Source organism: Variovorax nivicola (assembly GCF_051216475.1).
In the GTDB taxonomy this organism is placed as follows: domain Bacteria; phylum Pseudomonadota; class Gammaproteobacteria; order Burkholderiales; family Burkholderiaceae_C; genus Variovorax.
On sequence record NZ_JBPJZK010000001.1, the window covers coordinates 948,824 to 971,125 of the forward strand.

The 22,302-nt window shown below is 64.4% G+C and carries 21 protein-coding genes and 1 tRNA gene; 12 read left to right on the forward strand and 10 right to left on the reverse strand.

What is annotated here, in order from left to right; translation table 11 throughout:
- Window positions 1–146 precede the first annotated feature (146 nt).
- From ACSFBF_RS04470 to ACSFBF_RS04490, 5 genes are read right to left on the reverse strand one after another with little or no spacing between them, the layout of a single operon-like run.
- A complete protein-coding gene (locus ACSFBF_RS04470; RefSeq protein ID WP_435465117.1) occupies window positions 147–1,346 on the reverse strand; it encodes a YbfB/YjiJ family MFS transporter in 1,200 nt (399 codons plus the stop codon).
- Window positions 1,347–1,362: 16 nt separating this feature from the next.
- Window positions 1,363–3,000 carry an ABC transporter ATP-binding protein gene (locus ACSFBF_RS04475; protein WP_435465118.1) on the reverse strand — a complete coding sequence of 546 codons (1,638 nt, stop codon included), beginning with the start codon at window positions 2,998–3,000 and terminating at the stop codon, window positions 1,363–1,365.
- Window positions 2,997–4,040: an ABC transporter permease gene (locus tag ACSFBF_RS04480; RefSeq protein WP_435465119.1), complete on the reverse strand. Its 1,044-nt coding sequence runs from the start codon at window positions 4,038–4,040 to the stop codon at window positions 2,997–2,999. Before ACSFBF_RS04480 ends, ACSFBF_RS04475 begins: the two co-directional genes overlap by 4 nt.
- Window positions 4,033–5,046, reverse strand: a complete 1,014-nt coding sequence (locus ACSFBF_RS04485; protein ID WP_435465120.1) for a microcin C ABC transporter permease YejB — start codon at window positions 5,044–5,046, stop codon at window positions 4,033–4,035. The genes ACSFBF_RS04480 and ACSFBF_RS04485 overlap by 8 nt, the downstream gene beginning before the upstream one ends.
- A gap of 22 nt (window positions 5,047–5,068) precedes the next feature.
- Window positions 5,069–6,880 carry an extracellular solute-binding protein gene (locus ACSFBF_RS04490; protein ID WP_435465121.1) on the reverse strand — a complete coding sequence of 604 codons (1,812 nt, stop codon included), beginning with the start codon at window positions 6,878–6,880 and terminating at the stop codon, window positions 5,069–5,071.
- A gap of 58 nt (window positions 6,881–6,938) precedes the next feature.
- On the opposite strand from ACSFBF_RS04490, the gene fabI reads away from it, so the two are divergent.
- Window positions 6,939–7,721, forward strand: coding sequence for an enoyl-ACP reductase FabI (fabI, locus tag ACSFBF_RS04495; protein WP_007832278.1), 783 nt, complete (start codon window positions 6,939–6,941; stop codon window positions 7,719–7,721).
- Between the two features lie 64 nt (window positions 7,722–7,785).
- Window positions 7,786–8,628: a DNA ligase gene (locus ACSFBF_RS04500; RefSeq protein WP_435465122.1), complete on the forward strand. Its 843-nt coding sequence runs from the start codon at window positions 7,786–7,788 to the stop codon at window positions 8,626–8,628.
- A 27-nt stretch (window positions 8,629–8,655) separates the two neighbouring features.
- Here the strand turns inward: ACSFBF_RS04500 and ACSFBF_RS04505 are convergent, their stop codons facing one another.
- Entirely contained in the window at window positions 8,656–10,953 is a 2,298-nt protein-coding gene (locus ACSFBF_RS04505) for an Orn/Lys/Arg family decarboxylase (RefSeq protein ID WP_435465123.1), read from the reverse strand.
- Between the two features lie 216 nt (window positions 10,954–11,169).
- Between ACSFBF_RS04505 and ACSFBF_RS04510 the strand changes: the two genes are divergently transcribed.
- The 5 genes from ACSFBF_RS04510 to ACSFBF_RS04530 all read left to right on the forward strand — a co-directional run bounded on the left by ACSFBF_RS04510 (window position 11,170) and on the right by ACSFBF_RS04530 (window position 13,718).
- Entirely contained in the window at window positions 11,170–11,595 is a 426-nt protein-coding gene (locus ACSFBF_RS04510) for an NfeD family protein (RefSeq protein ID WP_093054742.1), read from the forward strand.
- A gap of 33 nt (window positions 11,596–11,628) precedes the next feature.
- The gene (locus ACSFBF_RS04515) at window positions 11,629–12,558 is read left to right on the forward strand and encodes an SPFH domain-containing protein (RefSeq protein ID WP_093054740.1); all 930 of its coding nucleotides are present in this window, start codon (window positions 11,629–11,631) and stop codon (window positions 12,556–12,558) included.
- Window positions 12,559–12,583: 25 nt separating this feature from the next.
- Window positions 12,584–12,674: transfer RNA gene (locus ACSFBF_RS04520), tRNA-Ser, on the forward strand.
- A gap of 206 nt (window positions 12,675–12,880) precedes the next feature.
- Window positions 12,881–13,237, forward strand: coding sequence for a hypothetical protein (locus ACSFBF_RS04525; protein WP_435465124.1), 357 nt, complete (start codon window positions 12,881–12,883; stop codon window positions 13,235–13,237).
- 91 nt (window positions 13,238–13,328) lie between these two features.
- Window positions 13,329–13,718: a response regulator gene (locus ACSFBF_RS04530; RefSeq protein ID WP_258355076.1), complete on the forward strand. Its 390-nt coding sequence runs from the start codon at window positions 13,329–13,331 to the stop codon at window positions 13,716–13,718.
- A 92-nt stretch (window positions 13,719–13,810) separates the two neighbouring features.
- On the opposite strand, the gene ACSFBF_RS04535 is transcribed toward ACSFBF_RS04530, so the two are convergent.
- The 4 genes from ACSFBF_RS04535 to ACSFBF_RS04550 all read right to left on the reverse strand — a co-directional run bounded on the left by ACSFBF_RS04535 (window position 13,811) and on the right by ACSFBF_RS04550 (window position 17,513).
- Entirely contained in the window at window positions 13,811–15,025 is a 1,215-nt protein-coding gene (locus ACSFBF_RS04535; protein WP_435465125.1) for a branched-chain amino acid ABC transporter substrate-binding protein, read from the reverse strand.
- 136 nt (window positions 15,026–15,161) lie between these two features.
- Window positions 15,162–15,557, reverse strand: coding sequence for a hypothetical protein (locus ACSFBF_RS04540; RefSeq protein ID WP_435461730.1), 396 nt, complete (start codon window positions 15,555–15,557; stop codon window positions 15,162–15,164).
- 1 nt (window position 15,558) lies between these two features.
- Entirely contained in the window at window positions 15,559–15,999 is a 441-nt protein-coding gene (locus ACSFBF_RS04545; protein WP_435465126.1) for a DNA polymerase III subunit chi, read from the reverse strand.
- Window positions 15,996–17,513: a leucyl aminopeptidase gene (locus ACSFBF_RS04550; RefSeq protein WP_435465127.1), complete on the reverse strand. Its 1,518-nt coding sequence runs from the start codon at window positions 17,511–17,513 to the stop codon at window positions 15,996–15,998. Before ACSFBF_RS04550 ends, ACSFBF_RS04545 begins: the two co-directional genes overlap by 4 nt.
- Window positions 17,514–17,534: 21 nt before the next feature.
- Here ACSFBF_RS04550 and lptF point away from each other — a divergent pair, with 21 nt between their 5' ends.
- The 5 genes from lptF (at window position 17,535) to ACSFBF_RS04575 (ending at window position 22,295) form a co-directional block, all read left to right on the forward strand.
- Entirely contained in the window at window positions 17,535–18,656 is a 1,122-nt protein-coding gene (gene lptF / locus ACSFBF_RS04555; RefSeq protein WP_435465128.1) for an LPS export ABC transporter permease LptF, read from the forward strand.
- Window positions 18,653–19,762 (forward strand): LPS export ABC transporter permease LptG, encoded by a 1,110-nt coding sequence (gene lptG, locus ACSFBF_RS04560; protein WP_435465129.1) that lies wholly within the window; start codon window positions 18,653–18,655, stop codon window positions 19,760–19,762. Before lptF ends, lptG begins: the two co-directional genes overlap by 4 nt.
- A complete protein-coding gene (locus ACSFBF_RS04565) occupies window positions 19,759–20,118 on the forward strand; it encodes a sirohydrochlorin chelatase (RefSeq protein WP_435465130.1) in 360 nt (119 codons plus the stop codon). Before lptG ends, ACSFBF_RS04565 begins: the two co-directional genes overlap by 4 nt.
- Window positions 20,119–20,184: 66 nt before the next feature.
- Window positions 20,185–21,126: a CysB family HTH-type transcriptional regulator gene (locus ACSFBF_RS04570; RefSeq protein WP_007832298.1), complete on the forward strand. Its 942-nt coding sequence runs from the start codon at window positions 20,185–20,187 to the stop codon at window positions 21,124–21,126.
- Window positions 21,123–22,295 (forward strand): pyridoxal phosphate-dependent aminotransferase, encoded by a 1,173-nt coding sequence (locus tag ACSFBF_RS04575; protein ID WP_435465131.1) that lies wholly within the window; start codon window positions 21,123–21,125, stop codon window positions 22,293–22,295. The genes ACSFBF_RS04570 and ACSFBF_RS04575 overlap by 4 nt, the downstream gene beginning before the upstream one ends.
- Window positions 22,296–22,302: the final 7 nt, after the last annotated feature.

Genomic DNA, 22,302 nt, shown 5'->3' on the forward strand with positions numbered 1-22,302 from the left:
CATGCCATCCGCCCGCCACGAATGCCAGATCGCCATGAATGCTCAGAATGCATAGACCAAAAAAAACGGGCGGTTGGTACCCGCCCGTTTGGTCGTGAGCCTCGAATTATATGCTATTTGTGTAATAAATGAAGGGGCTTCGAGGCTCAGCTACCTATTGATTGGCGCGATTTGAACCAAACCAATGCGAATAGCACCGCGCCGAGCGCCAATGCCGCCGCCGCGACCAGCAACGGCAGCTGAAAAGACCCCGTTCGCTGAGCCAGTGGCGCCGCAAACAGCGGCCCGACGATCTGCCCCACCCCATAGGAAGCCGTCGCGTAGCCGATCAGCCCGGCAGCCGCATTGCCGCGCAGACGACGCGCATCCCGCATGGCAAAAAGAGTGATCGCGGTGAACGGCATGCCCAGGAGCAAGCTTCCGAGCGCGAATCCGGCAATGCTCGGCCATGCCACCGACAGCACGACGCCCAGCGCCTGCAACGCGTAGGCGCAAGCCAGCAGCAGCCGGTTGTCCCAATGCGTGGGCGCGCGGGCTCCGATCAACGCGCCGGGAATGATGGCCAGCCCGAACAGTGGCCAGAAGAAATCCGGCCAAGGCGATCCCGGCAGCGCCTGCCGGGCGATCACCGGCAGGAAGGTGGCGGTAATGATGTAGCCGAAGCCCGCCAGCCCATAGAGCGCGACCAGCCAGATTGCATCGTTGCGATCGGCCGGCCCAGCCACGCGGGCCACAGCGACAGGCGCCGGAGCGGCACCACCACCTGCTGATGCCCGTTCGCCGTCATCGAACACCCGCCAGATCACCGCGATCAGCACGACCGCCAGGATGCCCAGGCCGATCCACCCCGCCTCGGAACCCCAGCGCCCCAGTGCACCGCCGAGCAGGCCCGTCATCGCGATACCGATGCCCGGCCCGGTGTAGATCACGCCGGCCAGCGTCGGCGCATTCGTCTCCGCCAGCCGGCGCAGGCCCCAGCCCGAGGCGAAGACGAAGACCCAGGCGCTCATCACGCCTGCCGCCGTGCGCAGCACACCCCAGCTCGTGAAGCTGTGCAGCAAGCCCATTCCGATCAGCAGGGCGGCCGTGGCCACCAGCCCACCCCGCACCATGCTCGACGCCTTGACGCCGATGGCCGCGCAGCTCACCGCGCCGAGGAAGTACCCCAGATAGTTGAGCGACGCCAGAACCCCGCCCGCCGCCAGCTCCAGCTTTCCCTCGTGCAGCATGATGGGCAGCATGGGCGTGAAGGCAAAGCGCCCCAGGCCCATCGCCACCGCGAGGGTGACCATGCACGCCAGCGCCGCGCGCCAGGCGCCGCGCTGGTCGCGTCCGATTTTCGACATTTCTTGCAGTCTCCGTTTATTCCAGCAGCGCGGCGGCCACCAGCTTCTTTGTATAGGGGTGCTCGGGCGCGTCGAGCACGCGCTCAACCGACCCGGTTTCGAGAATGGCCCCGTCCTTCATCACGATGACGTGGTGCGCCATCGCCCGGATCACTTCTACGTCGTGTGTGATCAGCAAATAGCTCAGCCCCCGCTCGCGCTGCAGGCGCTGCAACAGGCTCAGCACCTGCTTCTGGATCGTCACGTCGAGCGCGCTGGTGGGCTCGTCGAGCACCAGCAGCTGCGGGTCGACGATCAGCGCGCGGGCAATCGCCAGGCGTTGCCGCTGGCCACCCGAAAACTCATGCGGATAGCGGTCGAGCAGCGAGGGGAACTGGGCCTCCGTCAGCCCGACATCGGCCAGCGCGGTGAGTGCACGGGCACGGCGCGCCGCGGTGTCGAGTTCGGGCGCGTGCACGCGCAACCCCTCGCCCACGATCTGCTCCACCGTCATGCGCGGCGACAGCGACGAGAACGGGTCCTGAAACACCACCTGCATCACGCGTCGCAGACCAAGATCGGAGGCGCGGTCGACCGCCCACCCCTTGCCCGCAACCGTCAGCGCGCCCTGATGCTTCAGCAACCCCAGCGCCGCCAGCGCCAGCGTCGACTTGCCCGAACCCGACTCACCGACCACACCCAGCGTCTCGCCCGGCACGATGCGGAAATCCGCCCCCTGCACCGCCACGAACTCGCCCTTGCGGAACCAGCCGGCGAAGCCCGGCCTCGGCACGGGATAGATCACGCGCAGGGCCTTGGCCTCGATCACCGGCGCGGCATCGGCACGCGCAGCGACTGCCGCCACGTTGCGCTCAGGATGGCTGTCGATCAGCTTGCGCGTGTAGGGATGCTGCGGGGCGTCGAACACAGGCGCCACCGCGCCATGCTCGACGACATAGCCGTTCTCCATGACCACCACGCGATCGGCAAAACGCCGCACGAGGTTCAGGTCATGCGTGATGAGCAGCACGGCCATGCCGTACTTGCGCTGCAGGTCGGCCAGCAACTCAAGGATCTGCGCCCGCACGGTCACGTCGAGCGCGGTAGTCGGCTCGTCGGCCAACAGCAGGCGCGGCTTGCAGGCCAGCGCCATCGCGATCATCGCGCGCTGGCGCTGGCCGCCCGAGAGCTGGTGCGGAAACGCCCTCGCCCGCCGCGCTGGCTCAGGAATGCCGGTGTCGGCCAGCAACTGGATGGCGGCCGCCTGCGCAGCGCGGGCCGAGAGCCCTTCGTGCAGCTCGAGCACCTCGGCGATCTGGTCGCCGACGCTGTAGAGCGCATTCAGCGCGGTCATCGGCTCCTGGAAGATCATTGCGATCTCCTTGCCGCGGATGCCGCGCAGTTCGCGCTCAGGAATCGACAGCAGGTCGCGTGCGCCCTGCGAGCGCTCGCCGCTAAAAAGCTGGGCCGTGCCGGACAGATCAGCGTTCTGCACCAGCCGCAGCAGCGACAGCGCCGTGACCGTCTTGCCCGAACCCGACTCGCCGACAAGCGCGAGCTTTTCGCCAGCGGCCATCTGGAAGTCGATGCCGTGCACGACCTCCTTGCCGCTGAACGCAACGCGCAGGCCCTTCACGTCGAGCAGGGGCTGGTTGGGTTGTGCGTCGCTCATCATTTGTCGGCCTTGCGCGGATCGAGCGCATCGCGCAACGCGTCGCCCATGAAAGTCAGCAGCATCAGCGTGACGACCAGCACGACGAAAGTGGACAGCGAGATCCACCAGGCGTCGATATTGCCCTTGCCCTGGCTCAGCAGTTCGCCGAGCGACGGCGTGCCAGGCGGCACGCCGAGGCCGAGAAAGTCGAGCGAGGTCAGCGCCAGAATGGCAGCGCTCATGCGGAATGGCAGGAAGGTGACGACCGGCACCATGCTGTTGGGCAAGATGTGGCGCCACATGATCTGCAGATTGCCCACGCCGAGCGCGCGCGCAGCACGCACGTAGTCCATCTGCCGGTTGCGCAGGAACTCGGCGCGCACATAGTCCGACAACCCCATCCAGCCGAACAGGCTCAGCAGGATCAGCAGCAGCGTCACACTGGGCGTGAAGATCGCGCTGAAGATGATCAGCAGGTACAGCTCGGGCATCGCCCCCCAGATCTCGATCAGCCGCTGGAAGGTCAAGTCGATCTTTCCGCCGAAGAACCCTTGCACCGCGCCGGTCGCGATGCCAAGCACCACCCCGATCACCGTGAGCGCCAGCGCGAACAGCACGCTCACGCGAAAGCCGTAGATCAGCTGGGCCAGCAGGTCGCGGCCACGTTCATCCGTGCCGAGCAGGTTCTCGCTCGAAGGGGCTGCAGGGTTCGGAGGCTTCGAGAAATAGTTGAGCGTGGCCGGGCCATAGCGGTTCGGCGCGTAGATCGCCCAGTTGCCGCCCTGGGTGATTCGCTGCTCGATGAATGGATCGAGGTAGTCGGCCGGAGTCTCGAAATCGCCGCCGAAGGTCTTCTCGGAATAGTCCCGCAGCACTGGGAAATAGGTCTTGCCTTCGTAGCGCACCACTAACGGCTTGTCGGTCGACAGCACATCGGCGAAAAGGCTCAGCACCACCAGCGCCGAGAAGATCAACAGGCTCCAGAATCCCAGCGGATTGCGGCGGAAACGGCGCCAGGCACGGCGGCCCGGGCTCACAGACACGACTGGTGCTTTAGTCAAACTTCACCCTCGGATCGACCCAGACATAGCAAAGATCGGAAATGAGCTTGGTCACCAGCCCGATCAGCGTGAACAGATAAAGCGTGCCCAGAAACACCGGGTAGTCGCGCCGCAAGACGCTTTCGTAGCTGAGTAAGCCCATCCCGTCGAGCGAGAACAACGTCTCGATCAGCAGCGCGCCCGAGAAGAAGGCGCCGATAAAGGCGGTCGGGAAGCCCGTGATGATCGGAATCAGCGCGTTGCGGAACACGTGCTTCCAGAGCACCTGGCGCTCGGCCAATCCCTTGGCGCGCGCCGTCAGCACGTACTGCTTGCGGATCTCTTCAAGGAACGAGTTCTTGGTGAGCATCGCGGTGATCGCGAAACTGCCGAGCACCATGGCCGTCACCGGCAAGGTGATGTGCCACAGGTAGTCGACGATGCGCGCGCCCCAGCTCAACGACTCCCAGTTCGGCGAGGTCAGCCCGCGCAGCGGAAACCACTGAAGCTGGCCGCCAAAGATCACAAGCAGCGCCACGCCCAGCACGAAACCCGGAATGGCGTAGCCGATGAGCACCAGCAGCGTGGTGAAGAAATCGAAGCGCGAACCGGCGCGAACCGCTTTCGCAACGCCGAGCGGCACCGCTATCAGGTAGCTGATGAAGAAGGTCCAGAGCCCCAGGCTGATCGAAACTGGCAGCTTCTCCTTGATGAGCTGCCACACGTCCTTGCTCTGGAAGAAGCTCTTGCCCAGGTCGAAGCGCGCAAACTGCTTGAGCATTTGCCAGAAGCGCTCGGGCGCCGGCTTGTCGAAGCCGTAGAGGGCCTTGATTTCCGCCACCTGCTTGGCGTCGAGGGTGCGCCCCGTCGGGCCGCCCGAGATGCGGTTCTCCTTGTTGGTCAGCTGCGACAGCAACTGCTCGGCCGGGCCGCCCGGAACGAATTGAACGATGGCGAAATTGATCAGCAGCACCCCGAACAGCGTGGGAATGATCAGCAGAAGGCGTCGGAGCAGGTAGGCGGCCATGCGGTCTGTCTGTGTCTGTCGTCTACTTCGTCGCCGGGTCGATCCACCACGTCGTCAGCATCGCCGAGCCGGCGAGAAGACGTTGCGGCAATGGCGCTTCGGGGCGGCGCAGCTTGCGCTTGTGGGCAACGAAATATTGCCTGCCGTAGTACATCGGGATCACGTAGTTCTGGTGGAGCAAGTAACGGTCCAGCAGGCGCGCGCCTGCTGCGAGCGACTTGCGGTCCGGGCTGTTGACGATCACTTCGAGAATCTCGTCGATCACCGGATCGCTGATGCCGCTGAGGTTCTGGCTCCCCTTTTCATTGGCCGATTTCGAACCGAAATCGTCGTACAGCTCATTGCCCGGACTCGACGAACCACCCGCGATATTGATGACCATGTCGAAGTCGAGCTCGTCCTGTTTCTTCTTTATCAGGCTCGGGTCGCGCAAGCGATAGTCCAGCGCGATTCCCAGCTTGGCGAGATTGCGCGCGTAAGGTGCCAGCACCACGCCCGAGCTGCGGTCCCCGATGTCGAAATTGATGACGAAAGGCGTGCCGTCCTTGTCACGCAAGGCGCCATTCTTGTAGGTCCAGCCTGCTTCTTTCAGCAGTTCCTGCGCGCGAACCAGGTTGCGCCGCAGGCCCTCGGCGGTGTCTCCGCTGCTGGCGGGGCGCGGCAGTTCGCCCTTCGTGTTGTCGATGTATCGCTGCTTGTTCTTGAGGTGGTCGATCAGCACCTGCTCCTCGGGGCTGATCTCGGGCTGTGCCATGAGGTCGTCGCTGTTCTGGAAGTAGCTCGTCGTGCGGGCTCTGCGCCCGTAGAAGAGATGCTGGTTGAGCCAGTCGAAATCGAAGGCCAGCGCCAATGCCTGACGCACGCGCACGTCCTGGAAACGCGGCTGCCGGAGATTGGGTGCGAGGCCTTGCATACCGGTGAAGCGGCGGTGCGAAATCTCCTCCTTGATCAGCTCGCCGGAATCGAAGCGCCGGCCTTTGTACCGGCGCACCCAGGCGATGATCGAGCGCTCTTCCATCGCATCGAGCGAACCGGCCTTGAGCGACTCTTCCTCTCCGAGTGCGTCCTTGAAGTACTGGTACGACACCTCGCCGAAATTGAACATCCCCTTGCGCACCGGAAGATCGGCAGCCCAGTAGTCCGGCCGCCGGCGGTACGAGATGTACTTGCCGAAGTCGACCTTGTCCACGACGTACGGTCCACTGGCTATCGGCGGCTCGCTCACGATCTGGTCGAAGGGCTTGCCCTTGCCCCAGGCGCTGGAGAACACCGGCAACTGGCCGATGATCATGTGCAGCTCGGAGTTCTGGCGCTTGAAGTCGAAGCGAATCGTGCGCTCCCCAACCACCACGGCGTCCTTGATGTCGACCCAGTAGGAGCGAAAGGTAGGCCCGGCCTGCTTGCTCATCAGGGTGTCGTAGGAGTACTTCACGTCCTTCGCAAGTACCGGGGAGCCGTCGGAAAACTTCGCCTTCGGGTTCAGGCGGAAAGTGACGCTCAGCCGGTCGGCGGCAAGCTGCACGTCTTCGGCCAGCATGCCGTAGTTGGAGAAGGGCTCGTCTTCGCTCGGCGTCATCAGCGAATCGAAGATCAGGCCGTACTCGGAGAACACGAAGCCATTGGCGCTGTAGCCCATGCCCTGCGGCGGCACGCCCCGCAGCGTGAACGGGTTGAGCTTGTCGAAGGTTCCGCTTGCCGAGAGGATCAGCTCGCCGCCCTTGGGAGCGTCGGGATTCACGTAGTCGAAATTCTTGAACGACGCCGGGTACTTCGGCTCGTAGCCCATGCCCAGACCATGCGCTGCCCACGAGGGAAGCGCCAAGAGAGCCAACATCAGAAGCAGCCAACCTCGCATGCGAGAATTCTGCCCAAGATTTTCACGAGGCAACTTCATGGGCTTTCTTTCCGGCAAAAAACTGTTGATCACCGGTGTGTTGAGCAATCGCTCCATTGCTTATGGCATTGCCAAGGCCTGTCATGAACAGGGCGCGGAGCTCGCCTTCAGCTATGTCGGCGAGCGATTCAAGGACCGTATCACCGAATATGCCGCAGACTTTGGCTCGAAGCTGATTTTCGATTGCGACGTGGGCGACGACGCGCAGATCGACAAGCTCTTCGCCGACCTCTCGCAGACCTGGCCGAAGTTCGACGGCTTCGTGCACAGCATCGGCTTTGCACCGCGCGAGTCCATTGCGGGCGACTTCCTCGACGGGCTCTCGCGCGAAGGCTTCAAGATCGCGCACGACATCAGCGCATACAGTTTTCCGGCCATGGCCAAGTCGGCCCTGCCCTACCTCAACGACAAGGCAGCCCTGCTCACGCTGACCTACCTGGGCGCCGAACGCGCACTGCCCAACTACAACACCATGGGCCTGGCCAAGGCCTCGCTCGAAGCCTCGGTGCGCTACACCGCCGCCTCGCTCGGGCCGAAGGGCATGCGCGTCAACGGCATCAGTGCGGGCCCGATCAAGACGCTGGCCGCCAGCGGCATCAAGGGCTTCGGCAAGATGCTGGCGGCCGTGGCCGACGCCTCGCCGATCCGCCGCAACGTGACCATCGAGGAAGTCGGCAACGTGGCTGCCTTCCTTCTGAGTGACTTGGCCAGCGGCGTGACCGCCGAGATCACTTACGTGGACGGCGGCTTCAGCAACGTCGTCGGCGGGATGGCCGAGTAATCCTGCCCTTGAGCCCTGACACGGCCACATGATGGCCGTGTTTCGCTATTCATTTCATAGCATCGTGCTGAATCGACGCTCTCTCCTGCTTGCCGCTTTCAGCGTGATCGCCACCCCCGCCGCGTTCGCGCGCGAGGCGGCGCCCTCGCTGATGCTGGCCGAGGTCTACCGCCCCGGCATGTCGCTGCACGACTACTGGGTCAGCGAGAAGTACGACGGCGTACGCGGCTACTGGGACGGCAAGCAGCTCTGGACACGCGGCGGCGAACGGATCGTGGCGCCGGCATGGTTCACCGCACCGCTGCCGAAGCAACCCCTCGACGGCGAACTGTGGGTGGGACGCGGCCAGTTCGCGCGCGCCGTCTCCACGGTGCGTAGCCAGACGCCCAACGACATCGCCTGGCGCGAAATGCACTTCATGGTGTTCGACCTGCCCGCGCAGGGCGGCGACTTCACGACGCGCCTCGCCGTGCTGCGCAAGCTGCTGCCAATTACCGACGCACCATGGGTCGTCGCGGTTCCGCAGGAACGCGCGACCACGCACGCCGCCTTGCAGGCGCTGCTCGACAAGACAGTAAAGATGGGCGGCGAAGGCCTGATGCTCCACCGCGGCAGCTCCCAATACCGCGGTGAGCGCAACAGCGATCTGCTGAAGGTCAAGCCCTACGAAGACGCCGAAGCCCGCGTGATCGAGCACGTGCCCGGCAAGGGCAAGCACAGTGGCCGGCTCGGCGCGCTGGTGGTCGAGACGGCCGACGGCAAGCGCTTCAAGCTCGGCACTGGACTGACCGACGCCGAACGTGAGAACCCACCCGCCATCGGCAGCTGGGTGACCTACCGCTACAACGGCACCACCGTCAAGGGCCTGCCCCGCTTTGCGCGCTTCATGCGGGTGCGCGAAGGCTAGGCCGGCCCATCGGCCGGCCGGCTTGGCTTACTTCACTTCCCTGACACAGTCCGCGTAGTAGCGCTTCTTGCCCGTCTCGTCGACGCGCGCCACCAGACCGTGGATGTCGGTCTCGAAGCCCGGGCACTGCGTGTTGAACTCGCGCGAGAACTTGAGGTAGTCGACGATCTTCTTGTTGAACACCTCGCCCGGAATCAGCAGCGGAATGCCCGGCGGGTAAGGCGTGATGAGGCTGGTGGTGATGCGGCCTTCGAGCTCGTCGATTTCCACGCGCTCGGTCTTGCGGTGCGCGATGTGGGCGAAGGCGTCACTGGGCTTCATGGCCGGCGTCAGGTCGCTCAGGTACATCTCGGTCGTGAGGCGGGCCACGTCGTAGCGTGCGTACAGCTGGTGGATGTGCTGGCACAGGTCTCGCAGGCCGAGGCGTTCGTAGCCCGGGTGCTGCTGGCAGAACTCGGGCAGGATGCGCCACATCGGCTGGTTGCGCGCGTAGTCGTCCTTGAACTGCTGCAGCGCCGTGAGCAGCGTGTTCCAGCGGCCCTTGGTGATGCCGATGGTGAACATGATGAAGAAGCTATAGAGCCCAGTCTTCTCCACGATCACGCCGTGCTCGGCGAGGAACTTGGTCACCACGCTGGCCGGAATGCCGGTTTCAGCGAAGTTGCCTTCGAGGTCGAGGCCCGGCGTGACGATGGTCGACTTGATCGGGTCGAGCATGTTGAAGCCGTCGGCCAGCTCGCCGAAGCCGTGCCAGTTGCGCGGCGACTTCTTGTTCTTGGGCTTGCCGTTCTTCTCGCCCTGCATGATCCAGTCGTCAGCGCGGCCGATGCCCTCTTCGACGAGCTTCTCGGGGCCCCAGACCTTGAACCACCACTCGTCCTTGCCGAACTCAGCCTCGACCTTGCGCATGGCGCGGCGGAAGTCGAGCGCTTCGAGGATGCTTTCTTCCACCAGCGCGGTGCCGCCGGGCGGCTCCATCATGGCGGCGGCCACGTCGCAGCTCGCGATGATCGCGTACTGCGGGCTGGTCGACGAGTGCATCAGGTAGGCCTCGTTGAAGAGGTCGCGGTCGAGCTGGCGATTCTGCGAATCCTGCACCAGCACGTGGCTGGCTTGGCTGATGCCGGCCAGCAGCTTGTGCGTCGACTGCGTGGCGAACACCAGCGATTCCTTGGGACGAACGCGGCGCTTGCCCATTGCGTGATAGGCGCCATAGAACGGATGGAAGGCCGCGTGCGGCAGCCATGCCTCGTCGAAGTGCAGCGTGTCGACGTAGCCGTCGAGCATGTTCTTGATGGTCTCGGTGTTGTAGATCACGCCGTCGTAGGTCGACTGCGTGAGCGTCATCACGCGCGGCTTGACCTTGTCGGGGTCCACGTCGGCCAGCAGCGGGTTGGCCTTGATCTTGGCCTTGATGGCGCTCTGCTCGAACTCGCTTTTCGGGATCGGGCCGATGATGCCGAAGTGGTTGCGCGTGGGCTTCATGAACACCGGAATCGCGCCGGTCATGATGATCGCGTGCAGGATCGACTTGTGGCAGTTGCGGTCGACCACCACCACGTCGTCCGGCGCCACCGTGTGGTGCCACACCATCTTGTTGCTGGTGCTGGTGCCGTTGGTCACGAAGAAGCAGTGGTCGGCGTTGAAGATGCGCGCCGCATTGCGCTCGCTGGCAGCCACCGGGCCGGTGTGGTCGAGCAACTGGCCCAGTTCTTCCACCGCGTTGCAGACGTCGGCGCGCAGCATGTTCTCGCCGAAGAACTGGTGGAACATCTGGCCCACCGGGCTCTTCAGGAACGCCACGCCACCCGAGTGGCCCGGGCAGTGCCACGAATAGGAGCCGTCTTCCGCGTAGTCGATCAACGCCTTGAAGAACGGCGGCTGCACGCCCTCGAGGTAGCTCTTGGCCTCGCGGATGATGTGGCGTGCCACGAATTCGGGGGTGTCCTCGAACATGTGGATGAAGCCGTGCAGCTCGCGCAAGATGTCGTTCGGGATGTGGCGCGAAGTCTTCGTTTCGCCGTAGATGTAGATCGGCACGTCGGCGTTCTTGCGCCGCACTTCACCGATGAAGTTGCGCAGGTTCAGCACGGCCGGGTCGAGGTCGGGGCCAACCGTGAACTCCTCGTCATCGATCGACAGGATGAACGCGCTGGCGCGGCTTTGCTGCTGGGCGAACTGGCTCAGGTCGCCGTAGCTCGTGACGCCCAGCACCTCGAAGCCCTCGCTTTCGAAGGCCTGCGCGAGCGCGCGAATGCCGAGGCCCGAGGTGTTTTCGGAGCGGAAGTCCTCGTCGATGATGACGATGGGAAAGCGGAATTTCATGAGCAGGGCTCCGGACAGGCTGACAGACAGGCAATAAGGCGAGGCGCGAAGTGTACGGAATTCGGATGACGAATCTGGTCAGGCTCGTGCAAGCCATTCGGGCCTGTCCGGCAGGGCCCCTTTCGCCGGTTAGAGCGCAGTACCCCTACGCAGGGCAAGCGCTTGGGGCAGATGCATCAGAATGGCGCGCATCGAATAAGGAAAAGAGGAGTCGACATGGCGAATTCCACCGTCTGGTGGCTGATTGCGGGGGTAGCCATCGTGGTCGAGTTGCTCTCGGGCACCGTCTATCTGCTGCTGCTGGCGGCCGGCTTCGCGGCCGCGGCGATCGCGGCGCACCTGGGCTTCGGCACCGTTACCCAGCTGATCGTGGCCTCGGTCATCGGCGTGGGCGCCGTGCTGACCTGGTACTCGATCCAGCGCAAGCGCCCACCTGCCCCGCCCACCGGAACCAACCGCGACGTGAACCTCGACATCGGCGAGACCGTTCACGTCGATGCCTGGAATGCCGACGGCACGGCGACCGTGCGCTACCGGGGCGCGCAATGGACGGTGGTCCAGCGCGCGGGCCGCACGCCATCGACCGGCGAGCACCGCGTGGTCGAGGTCATCGGCAGCCGGCTGGTCGTCGACAAGGTTTAGTCAGTACGTAGAACTCAGAAAAGGAAGCGCACCATGGAATTTTCGGTCCCTCTCATCATCCTGGTCATCGCGATCATCTTCATCAGCCAGTCGGTGAAGTTCGTGCCGCAGCAGAACGCCTGGGTGCGCGAGCGCCTGGGCAAGTACCACGGCACCATGACGCCCGGCCCCAACTTCCTGATCCCGTTCATCGACCGGGTGGCCTACAAGCACAGCCTGAAGGAAATCCCGCTCGACGTGCCGAGCCAGATCTGCATCACGCGCGACAACACGCAGCTGCAGGTCGACGGCATCCTGTACTTCCAGGTGACCGATCCGATGCGCGCAAGCTACGGCTCGTCGAACTACATCGTGGCCGTGACGCAACTCGCACAGACCTCGCTGCGCAGCGTGATCGGCAAGCTGGAACTCGACAAGACCTTCGAGGAACGCGACGTCATCAACGCCCAGGTGGTCGCCGCCATCGACGAGGCCGCGCTCAACTGGGGCGTGAAGGTGCTGCGCTATGAAATCAAGGACCTGACGCCGCCGAAGGAAATCCTGCTGGCCATGCAGGCGCAGATCACCGCCGAGCGCGGCAAGCGCGCGCTGATCGCGGCCTCTGAAGGCCGCCGTCAAGAGCAGATCAACATCGCCACTGGCGAACGCGAGGCCTTCATCGCCCGCTCCGAGGGCGAAAAGCAGGCGCAGATCAACAACGCCCAGGGTGAAGCCGCCGCCATTACCGCGGTCGCCACCGCGACGGCCGACGCCATCGAACGCGTGGCAGCAGCCATCCGCCAGCCCGGCGGCGAACAGGCCGTGCAGCTGAAGGTGGCCGAGCGCGCCGTCGACGCCTACGGCAAGGTCGCGGCCGACTCCAAGACCACGCTGATCGTGCCGAGCAACATGAGCGAGACCGCTGCGCTCATCGCGTCGGCCATGCGCATGGTCCAGGCAGGCAAGCCGTCGAATCCGACCTGAACTGACTGCTACAATCGTGGGCTCAGGAGCGGTGGATGAGCGGTTTAAGTCGCACGCCTGGAAAGCGTGTGAGGGTTAATAGCCCTCCGCGGGTTCGAATCCCGCCTGCTCCGCCAGAGATTGATTGTTCGTAACCGTTCACGGACAACAGACAAAGCAAGAAGCCCAAGTTGCCACAAGCACTTGGGCTTTTTTGTCGTCTGGCCCAGCCGGATTTGAAAGGCAGTGCGTTGCTTTGCAACAACTTGACTCCCGAACTCGGACACTTTCTTCTGGCAGTACGATCCAAAGGTTTTCATTTCAAGCCCGCAAAGGAACCTCGATGGCCGGACAACCGAAAAACCCGCCGCGTGGCAAGACAGCGCTGGACCGCACCCTCGAAAAGAGCGAGCAGGTGGCCGCCGACGTGCAGCGGGCATCGGACAACCTCGCCGTGGTGAACACGGTGCTCGAACAGGAACTGCCCGAGGAAGTGCAGGTAGGCGAGGTGGCGCAGGCCATCGAGCACACGAGCCAGCTGGAGGAAAAGCTGGCCAAGTCCGCCGAGAAGCTGGCCGAGGTCAATGCCGCGCTGAGCGAGGAAATCGAGAAGCGTCTCGAGGTCACGGCGGAGCGCGACGAAAGCCAGGCGCTGGCCGAGAAGCTCAAGGCAAAGATCCGCGCCGAAAGCTCCGACTGACCGGCGCGCGATACGCCGTCCGTATCCCTTCTCCTACGCTGCAGCAGCGTTAGTCACGCTACGCTATTGGTTCTCAAAGCGAAACCACGGCATGGCCCTCATCACGTTCCTCGTCGAGGACAACAAGACCATCAGGGATAACCTGGTCCCGGCACTCGAGGATTTGGTCAATGGCCGCGTGGTCGGCTTCGCCGAAACCGAGACGGACGCCCTTGCATGGCTCGCGGCGCATCCCGACGACTGGCAGCTCCTGATCGTCGACCTGTTCCTGAAGGAAGGCTCCGGCCTCGGCGTGCTGGGCGGCTGCAAGACCCGCAAGCCCAGCCAGCGGGTGGTGGTGCTCAGCAACTACGTGACGGCGGACATCCGGGCGCGTTGCACGGCACTCGGCGCCGACGCAGTGTTCGACAAGTCACGCGACCTCGATGCCTTCATCGAGTACTGCAATGCCAACCGCCCATCGGGTCTTGCACCGCTCTGAACTCTGAATAAGCTGCCTTCGAAGCGGCCATGAAAAAAGGGCCCGAAGGCCCTTTTCTCTTTTGCGGACAACCGCAGGTTTGCCGAAACGAATCAGCGCACCACGGCGATCTGCGTGCGTGCACCACCCTTGTAGGTGTACAGCGTCAGGGCACCATTCTTGATGTCGCCCTTTTCGTCGAAGGCGATCGGGCCGGTCACGCCCTTGTATTGCACCTTGCCGACTTCAGGCAGGTACTTGGCGGGGTCGGACGAACCGGCCTTCACCATGGCTTCGGCCAGCACGTTGACCGCGTCGTACACGTACGGTGCATAGATCTGCACTTCGACGCCGTTCTTGGTCTTGAACTTGGCCTTGAAGTCTTCCAGCGGCTGCTTGAAGTCGCCGTCCACGCCGCCGGCTTCGGCGCACACCACCATCTCTTCGCCAATGGCATCGCCAGCCAGCTTCGGCAGTTCGCTGGTGCACAGGCCGTCGCCGCCCATGAACTTGACGTTCAGGCCGAGCTGCTTGACCTGCTTGAGCATCGGGCCGCCAACGGCGTCCATGCCGCCGAAGAACAGCACGTCGGGCTTGGAGGCCTTCAGCTTGGTCAGGATGGCGTTGAAGTCGGTCGACTTGTCGGTGGTGAACTCGTGGCCCACGATGGTGGCGCCAGCGGCCTTGGCCGACTTCTCGAACTCTTCGGCAACGCCCTGGCCGTAAGCGGTACGGTCGTCGATCACGGCAATGTTCTTGCCCTTGAGCGTTTCGACTGCGTACTTGCCCAGCGTGCCGCCGAGTTGCGTGTCGTCAGCCACCACGCGGAACGTGGTCTTGAAGCCTTGACGCGTGTACTTCGGGTTGGTGGCCGAAGGCGAGATCTGCGGAATGCCGGCGTCGCTGTAGAGCTTCGAGGCGGGGATGGTGGTGCCCGAGTTCAGGTGACCGACCACGCCGTTGACCTTTTCGTCCACGAGCTTCTGGGCCACGGCCGTGCCCTGCTTCGGATCGCCTGCGTCGTCTTCGGCGATCAGTTCGAACTTGGCAACCTTGTCGCCGATCTTGAGGCCCTTTGCATTCAGGTCTTCGATGGCCATCCTGGCGCCGAACTCGTTGTCCTTGCCGAGGTGGGCGATGGCACCGCTGGTAGGTCCAACGTGACCGATCTTGACGACCAGGGTTTCTCCGGCAGGTGCGGGTGCAGGTGCAGCCGGGGCCGCAGCCGTTGGCGCGGGCGCTGCAGCGGGAGCAGCAGCTTCTTCCTTCTTGCCGCAAGCCACGAGCGTGATTGCAGCCAGTGCGACCGCAGTCCATTTCAATTGCATGAGAACCTCCAGAACTTGGATGAAAAGAATAAAAAACCGGTCGTGTGATCCGGGCGCGCTGACCTCGCAAGTTTCGCGCCGCGGACCAGCGGCACCCTCACGCCCTTCCGACCTGCGGCGCAGTTTAGCCGAGGATTCAGGCTCCGGAAGCTGGCGTAGACCCTGTGTTTTCGCTGAGTTCGGCGGCCATGGCCTCGATCACCAGCGCACGCAAAACGGCTTCGATTTCATTGCGCAAACGCGGCACCATCGCATCGAGTTGATGCTGAACGGCAGCTGACACGGTGTCGCTCAAACGCTCTTCCAGAGACAGGTCGACGCGCTGCAGAACGCGGTGCAGCAACTGCTCTTCGAGGCTGACAATTTCCGCCTGCGAAAGCTGCGCGGCCGGCGGCAGTGCCATGGCGCTCGCCGGGTCGGGCTGCGGCGCCGGCGCGGCCTGCGGCTCGGGGATCGCGGGCTCCTCCGGGATCTCGAGCACCGTGGTCAGCGTGGGAACGAACCGGGGCGGCGTGCGCAGTGTGCTGGCCATGTCAGGGACTCTTTGCGAAGTCGTGCGGCTGGATGGTGTAGCCACGATCGGCATAGTGGCGCCAGCGCGAACGGCCGACCTGGCGGTCGTCGGCCTCGTCGCTCACGATGTCGATCATGCGTTCATAGCGCTCGAAGCCCGCAGGCACTTCGAGGCCCAGATTCACCAGCATTTCGCGGTGCGGCAGCGAGGCCGCATCAGCGCCCTGCTCCGACAGCACGACAGGCGAACGCGCGACCACGTGGGCCGGCGCATCGCCTCGGCAGTGCGCGACGAAGTCCACCGGCGACAACTGCCAAAGCGCGGCGTCCACGGCGTCGAGCGCCTGCGCATCGCCCACGACCACCACGCGCAGGCCGCGCGTGTTCACGGCCTTGCGAACCAGCCGGCAGGCGTAGTTCAGCTTGTCGCGCGCGTTGTAGTGAAAGCCGATTTCCGTCACTTCGTGAACCGAGCCTTTTTGGCCGGAGCTCCGGGGGGCTTGGTTTTCTTGGCCTTGCCAGTCTTGGCGTCGCCGCTGGCCGCGCGACTCGTCAGGTACGACACCAGCAAGCCCACCGGCCGCCCGGTCGAACCCTTGGCCGCCCCGCTCTTCCACGCAGTGCCAGCGATGTCCAGATGCGCCCAGGCGAAGTCGCCCGCGAAGCGCTGCAGGAACTTGGCGGCAGTGATGGCGCCACCCGCGCGGCCGGCGATGTTGGCCACGTCGGCAAAGTTGCTCTTGAGGCCTTCTGCATAGTCGTCGTCGAGCGGCAGGCGCCAGCAGCGGTCTTGCGAGGTCTCGCCGGCGGCTTCGAGCGCCGCGGCCAATGCTTCGTTGGTGGAGAACAGGCCGCTGCGCACGCCGCCCAGAGCCACCACGCAGGCGCCGGTCAGCGTCGCGATGTCGATCACGGCCGCCGGCTCGAAGCGCTTGGCATAGGTCAGCGCGTCGCACAGGATCAGTCGGCCTTCTGCGTCGGTGTTGAGCACCTCGATGGTCTGGCCGCTCATGCTGGTCACCACGTCGCCGGGCTTCACCGCGCGGCCGTCGTTCATGTTCTCGCACGAGGGAATCAGCCCGACGACGTTGATGGCAGGCTGGATGTCGCCGAGCGCGCGGAAGGTGCCGAGCACGCTGGCCGCGCCGCACATGTCGAACTTCATCTCGTCCATTTCGGCCGCAGGCTTGAGGGAGACGCCGCCGGTGTCGAAGGTGATGCCCTTGCCGACCAGCACCACGGGCGCCTGGTCCTTGGGCGCCCCGTGGTAGCGCAGCACGATGAAGCGCAGCGGCTCCGCCGAGCCCTGCGCCACCGCGGCGAAAGAGCCCATACCGAGCTTCTCGACTTCCTTCGGCCCCAGCACTTCGCACTTGATGTTCGGCAGCTTGGCCAGTCCCTTGGCGGCCTCGGCCAGCAGCGTGGGCGTAGCGTGGTTGGCGGGCCGGTTGCCCCATTCCTTGGCCAGTTCGATGCCCTGGACGGTGGCGCGGGCGGCGTCGAAGGCGCCGGTGACGGCTGCTGCATCGGCCACGCCGACGGTCAGATGGCGGATGCTGCGGGGTTCGGCCTTCGACTTGGTGGTGGTGTAGACATAGCTGGCGTCAGCCGCCGCCGTGACGGCGCTGGCCACCGCAGCGCCATCGGCGGGCTGCGCAAACACCACGGCCACGCGCTTGGGGGCCTGGGCTTTGGCCGAATTGACTGCCGCAACCACGCCGCTGCGCACCGAGGCGGGCTTGCCGTCGCCGATGGCGGCGAGCACCACGCGGGACGCCACGACGTCTTCCGGACGGTAAAGCCCCAGCAGCTTGCCGGCCTTGTCGGGCAGGTCGCCGGCCTTGCGGGCACTGGCGGCAAGCACCGACAACGGGTCTTTGGAGGTAAGAGGAGCGCTGCCGACGAGCACGATCAGGACATCGGATTTCTCGGCTGCGGCCTGGGCGACGGTGAGGGTCTTGAGTTGAAAGTCCATAATCCTTTTTTTCCTCGAACGATGTTATTCCATTCTTCCCTACGCAAGGAGCTGTCCCGCAGCTTCGGAGCGACCCTCGTGGTACTGGTCACCATCGTGATGACCATGATGCTCATCCGTACCCTCGGGCTCGCGTCCAAGGGCAGTGTGAACCCGCAGGAGGTGTTCCTGGTGATGGCCTACACGGTGCTCGGCTACATGCCGACCATCCTGAGCCTGAGCCTGTTCATCGCCATCGTCGGCACCCTGTCGCGCATGTACCGCGACAGCGAAATGGTGATCTGGTTTTCCAGCGGGCGCGGCCTGACCGACTTCATCAAGCCGCTGTTCCGCTTCGCCTGGCCGGTGCTGATCCTGATCGCGGTGATGGCGCTGGTGGGCTGGCCGTGGGCCAACTCGCAGACCATCGGCATGCGCAAGCAGTACGAGCAGCGCAGCGACATCGAGCGCGTGGCGCCGGGTGAATTCCGCGAATCCGCGGGCCGGGTGCGCGTGTTCTTCATCGACAAGGAGACGCCGGACAACTCCAAGGCCACCAACGTCTTCATCTGGTCGATCGAGCGCAACATGCAGATCACCACCTCGGCGCGCAGCGGCAGCATCGAGAACATCGGCGATTCGCGCTACCTGCTGCTCAACAGCGGCCAGCGGCTCGAACAGCCCATGGCCAACACCGGCCTGAAGATCAGCGAGTTCAAGACATACGGCACCCGGGCAGGCGGCAACAACGGCCTGGTCAACGACACGACACCGCCGCGCGCGCGCAGCACGCTGTCCCTGTTGCCCGACGCCAGCACCCCCAGCCGCGGCGAACTGGCCTGGCGCATCGGCATGCTGCTGACAGCCATCAACTTCGTGCTGCTGGCGCTGAACGTGTCGAGCGCCAACCCGCGCGTCGGCCGAAGCGGCAACCTGCTGCTCGCGCTGTTCGCGTTCGTCGTCTACTACAACATGCTCAACCTGGGCCAAAGCTGGATCAGTTCGGGCAAGTACAGCATGGGCAGCTTCATGCTGCTGTTGCACGGTGGCGTGCTGCTGATCAACCTGGCATGGCTCGGCGTTCGCCAGAACAACTGGGGCCGACGAACAAAACAAAGCCCGTCCGCCGCCGTGCTGCCCACACCCAAGATCGAACCTACGTGAAAACGATACGACGCCTGATCTACGTGGAGGTGCTGAAGGCCGTTGCGTTCGTGACGCTCGGCTTCCTGAGCCTCTTTTTCTTCTTCGACTTCGTCGACGAGCTGCAATCCATCGGCAAGCCGGACAGCCTCAACTACGGGCCCGCGCAGGCGCTGGGCTACGTGATGCTGCTGGTGCCGAGCCACCTCTACGAGCTGCTGCCGATCACGGTGCTGATCGGCTCCATCTTCGTCATGGCCCGGCTGGCGCAGAGCTCCGAATACACCATTCTGCGCACCAGCGGCCTGGGTCCCTGGCGCGCGCTGCGCACCCTGCTGTTGCTGGGCATCGGCTTCGTCGTGCTGACCTTCGCCATCGGCGACTATGTCGCGCCGGCTTCCGAGCGCACGGGCCAACTGCTCAAGGCCAAGTACCAGGGTATCTATTCGCTGGCCGGCAACACGGGCGCCTGGCTCAAGGAAAAACGGGGCAACGTCTCGTACGCGGTGAACGTGCTGTCCATCGACCGCAAGGGCGCGCTGAAGAGCCCGCGCATCTTCGAATTCGACGACAACGGCTACATCAGCACCCAGATCACCGCAGGCTCGGCCCGCATCGGCGACGGGCACTGGATGCTCACCGACGTGGAAGAGCAGAAGTACGACACGCGCGGCTCGGCCGACCAGGCCCGCATTGCCACGACCAAGCTTCCCCAGCTGAACTGGGCCACCTCGCTGACCAGCGAAATGGTCTCGGTCGCGCTCCTGCGCCCCGACCGCATGAGCACGATCGACCTGTTCGACTACATCCGCCACCTCGACGCCAACGGACAGACCGCGCAGCGCTACGAGATCGAGTTCTGGCGCAAGGTGTTCTATCCGCTCTCGTGCCTGGTGATGGTGGTGCTCGCCCTGCCCTTCGCCTACCTGCACTTCCGCCAGGCCGGCATCACCACCTACGTGTTCGGCGGCGTGATGATCGGCATCAGCTTCTTCCTGCTGAACAACGTGTTCGGCTACCTCGGCAACCTCAGCAACTGGTCGCCATGGCTCACCGCGGCGGCGCCGGGAATGATCTATTCGGTGATGTCGTTGACAGCCTTCAGCTGGCTGGTCTTGCGACGATGACCCAGGGCATCGTTTTACTGGCGCACGGTTCGCGCGACGAACGCTGGCGCGAGCCCATCGAGGCCGTGGCCGAACGCGTATGCAGAAACGAGCCCGATGCCCGCGTGGCCTGCGCCTACATGGAACTGGCAACGCCCGACCTGCCCACGGCGGTGGCGGCACTGATTGCCAACGGCGCCACCGCCATCCGCGTTGTTCCGCTCTTCCTCGGCATGGGCAAGCACGCCCGCGAAGACCTGCCGCACCAACTCGAGGCATTGCGCCAGCGCTGGCCCGACATTGGCTTCTCGCTCGCCCGCATCGTGGGCGAAGAGCCTGAACTGGTCGATCTTCTGGCCAGAATTGCGGTCAAATAGTGAACATCCGGCAATTTCGATAGATTCCGAAGGCATAATGAATTCCGTAATAAGACGGAATTTGATATGAATCTGCATCAGTTCAAGTTTGTTCAGGAAGCCGTGCGGCGCAACCTGAACCTCACCGAGGCGGCCAAGGCGCTGCACACCTCGCAACCCGGTGTCTCCAAGGCCATCATCGAGCTCGAGGAAGAACTGGGCGTCGAGATCTTCGCGCGCCACGGCAAGCGGCTCAAACGCGTTACCGAACCGGGCCAGCACGTCATCGCCAGCATCGAGCTGATCATGCGCGAGGTGGGCAATCTCAAGCGCATCGGCGAACAGTTCAGCGCGCAGGACAGCGGCACCCTCTCCATCGCCACCACCCACACGCAGGCGCGCTACGTGCTGCCCGTGCCCGTGGCCAACCTGCGCGAGGCCTATCCCAAGGTCAACGTGAGCCTGCACCAGGGCTCGCCCGATCAGGTGGCGCGCATGGTGATCGACGAAATCGCCGAGATCGGCATCGCCACCGAATCGCTCGACGGCTACGCCGAACTGGTGACCCTGCCCTGCTACGAATGGCAGCACGTGCTGGTGCTGCCCAAGGACCATCCGCTGGCCGCCAAGGAGCGCATTTCGCTCGAAGACCTGGCGAGCGAGCCGATCATCACGTACCACCCGTCGTTCACCGGCCGCACGCGCATCGACCATGCGTTCGCGCAGAAAAAGCTCACGCCGCGCATCGCGCTCGAAGCCATCGACTCCGACGTGATCAAGACCTACGTGCGCCTCGGGCTGGGCGTGGGCATCGTGGCCGAAATGGCCGTGCGCGACGAGTCGAACGCCGACCTCGTGGTGCGCCCGATGGGCCATGTGTTCGGCCAGAATATTGCGCGAGTCGCGTTCAAGCGCAGCGCCTATCTGCGCAACTTCGTCTTCAAGTTCGCCGAACTGCTGTCCGACCGCCTCGACCGCAACCTGATCGCCAAGGCCCTGAGCGGCCATCAACAAGACTACGAGCTATGAGCACAGTTCAATCCCCACGCACGCCCGAAATCGTCACCAAGCTGCCAGCCGTCGGCACCACCATCTTCACCGTGATGTCGGCGCTGGCCGCCGAGAAGAACGCCGTCAACCTCGGCCAGGGCTTTCCGGATTTCCACTGCGATCCGAAGCTGCTCGAAGACGTCACGGCCGCCATGGCCGCGGGCCACAACCAGTACCCGCCGATGCCCGGCATCCCGGCGCTGCGCGACGCCATCGCCGACAAGATCTCTGCGATGTACGGCTACAGCTACAGCGCGGCCGCGGAAATCACCGTGACGGCCGGCGCCACGCAGGCCATCATCACCGCCATCCTCGCCATCGTGCGCCCGGGCGACGAAGTGATCGTGCTCGAACCCTGCTACGACAGCTACGTGCCCAACATCGAGCTGGCCGGCGGCTGCGTGGTGCGCGTGCCGCTCACGCCGGGCACCTTCCGCCCCGACTTCGACAAGATCGCCGCAGCGCTCTCGCCGCGCACGCGCGCCATCATCATCAACACGCCGCACAACCCGAGCGCCACGGTCTGGACCGCAGCCGAGATGCGGCAGCTCGAAGAGTTGCTCGCCCCGACCGACGTGTTCGTGATCAGCGACGAGGTCTACGAGCACATGGTGTTCGACGATGCCCGCCACGAAAGCGTGGCGCGCTTCCCTGGCCTGGCCGCGCGCAGCTTCATCGTCAGCAGCTTCGGCAAGACGTACCACGTCACCGGCTGGAAGGTCGGCTACGTGGCCGCGCCGGCCCCGCTGATGGCCGAGTTCCGCAAGGTGCACCAGTTCAACGTGTTCACCGTGAACACGCCGATGCAGCATGCGCTCGCGCAGTACATGGGCGAGCCGAAGCCGTACCTCGAACTGCCGGCCTTCTACCAGCGCAAGCGCGACCTGTTCGCGGCGGGCCTGGCCGAGAAGACTCGCTTCAAGCTGCTGCGCAGCGAAGGCAGCTACTTCCAGTGCGTCGACATCTCGGCGGTGAGCGATCTGTCCGAAGCCGAGTTCTGCCTGTGGCTCACGCGCGAGATCGGCGTGGCGGCGATCCCGCTGTCGGCTTTCTATGGCGACGGCTTCGACCAGCGCGTGGTGCGCTTCTGCTTCGCCAAGAAGGACGAGACGCTGCTGGCCGCGCTGGACCGGCTCGCGCGGCTCTGACCTGAAG

Excerpts from the sequence above, each read along its gene's own strand:
- ACSFBF_RS04510 (WP_093054742.1), top strand. The coding sequence starts at position 11,170 with ATGGCGAATTCCACCGTCTGGTGGCTGATTGCGGGGGTAGCCATCGTG.
- ACSFBF_RS04515 (WP_093054740.1), top strand. The coding sequence starts at position 11,629 with ATGGAATTTTCGGTCCCTCTCATCATCCTGGTCATCGCGATCATCTTC.
- ACSFBF_RS04570 (WP_007832298.1), top strand. The coding sequence starts at position 20,185 with ATGAATCTGCATCAGTTCAAGTTTGTTCAGGAAGCCGTGCGGCGCAAC.
- ACSFBF_RS04490 (WP_435465121.1), bottom strand. The coding sequence starts at position 6,880 with ATGTTGGCTCTCTTGGCGCTTCCCTCGTGGGCAGCGCATGGTCTGGGC.
- ACSFBF_RS04505 (WP_435465123.1), bottom strand. The coding sequence starts at position 10,953 with ATGAAATTCCGCTTTCCCATCGTCATCATCGACGAGGACTTCCGCTCC.
- ACSFBF_RS04575 (WP_435465131.1), top strand. The coding sequence starts at position 21,123 with ATGAGCACAGTTCAATCCCCACGCACGCCCGAAATCGTCACCAAGCTG.
- ACSFBF_RS04550 (WP_435465127.1), bottom strand. The coding sequence starts at position 17,513 with ATGGACTTTCAACTCAAGACCCTCACCGTCGCCCAGGCCGCAGCCGAG.
- ACSFBF_RS04535 (WP_435465125.1), bottom strand. The coding sequence starts at position 15,025 with ATGCAATTGAAATGGACTGCGGTCGCACTGGCTGCAATCACGCTCGTG.
- fabI (WP_007832278.1), top strand. The coding sequence starts at position 6,939 with ATGGGCTTTCTTTCCGGCAAAAAACTGTTGATCACCGGTGTGTTGAGC.
- ACSFBF_RS04475 (WP_435465118.1), bottom strand. The coding sequence starts at position 3,000 with ATGATGAGCGACGCACAACCCAACCAGCCCCTGCTCGACGTGAAGGGC.
- ACSFBF_RS04525 (WP_435465124.1), top strand. The coding sequence starts at position 12,881 with ATGGCCGGACAACCGAAAAACCCGCCGCGTGGCAAGACAGCGCTGGAC.
- ACSFBF_RS04530 (WP_258355076.1), top strand. The coding sequence starts at position 13,329 with ATGGCCCTCATCACGTTCCTCGTCGAGGACAACAAGACCATCAGGGAT.
- ACSFBF_RS04470 (WP_435465117.1), bottom strand. The coding sequence starts at position 1,346 with ATGTCGAAAATCGGACGCGACCAGCGCGGCGCCTGGCGCGCGGCGCTG.
- ACSFBF_RS04485 (WP_435465120.1), bottom strand. The coding sequence starts at position 5,046 with ATGGCCGCCTACCTGCTCCGACGCCTTCTGCTGATCATTCCCACGCTG.
- lptF (WP_435465128.1), top strand. The coding sequence starts at position 17,535 with ATGTTATTCCATTCTTCCCTACGCAAGGAGCTGTCCCGCAGCTTCGGA.
- ACSFBF_RS04565 (WP_435465130.1), top strand. The coding sequence starts at position 19,759 with ATGACCCAGGGCATCGTTTTACTGGCGCACGGTTCGCGCGACGAACGC.
- ACSFBF_RS04540 (WP_435461730.1), bottom strand. The coding sequence starts at position 15,557 with ATGGCCAGCACACTGCGCACGCCGCCCCGGTTCGTTCCCACGCTGACC.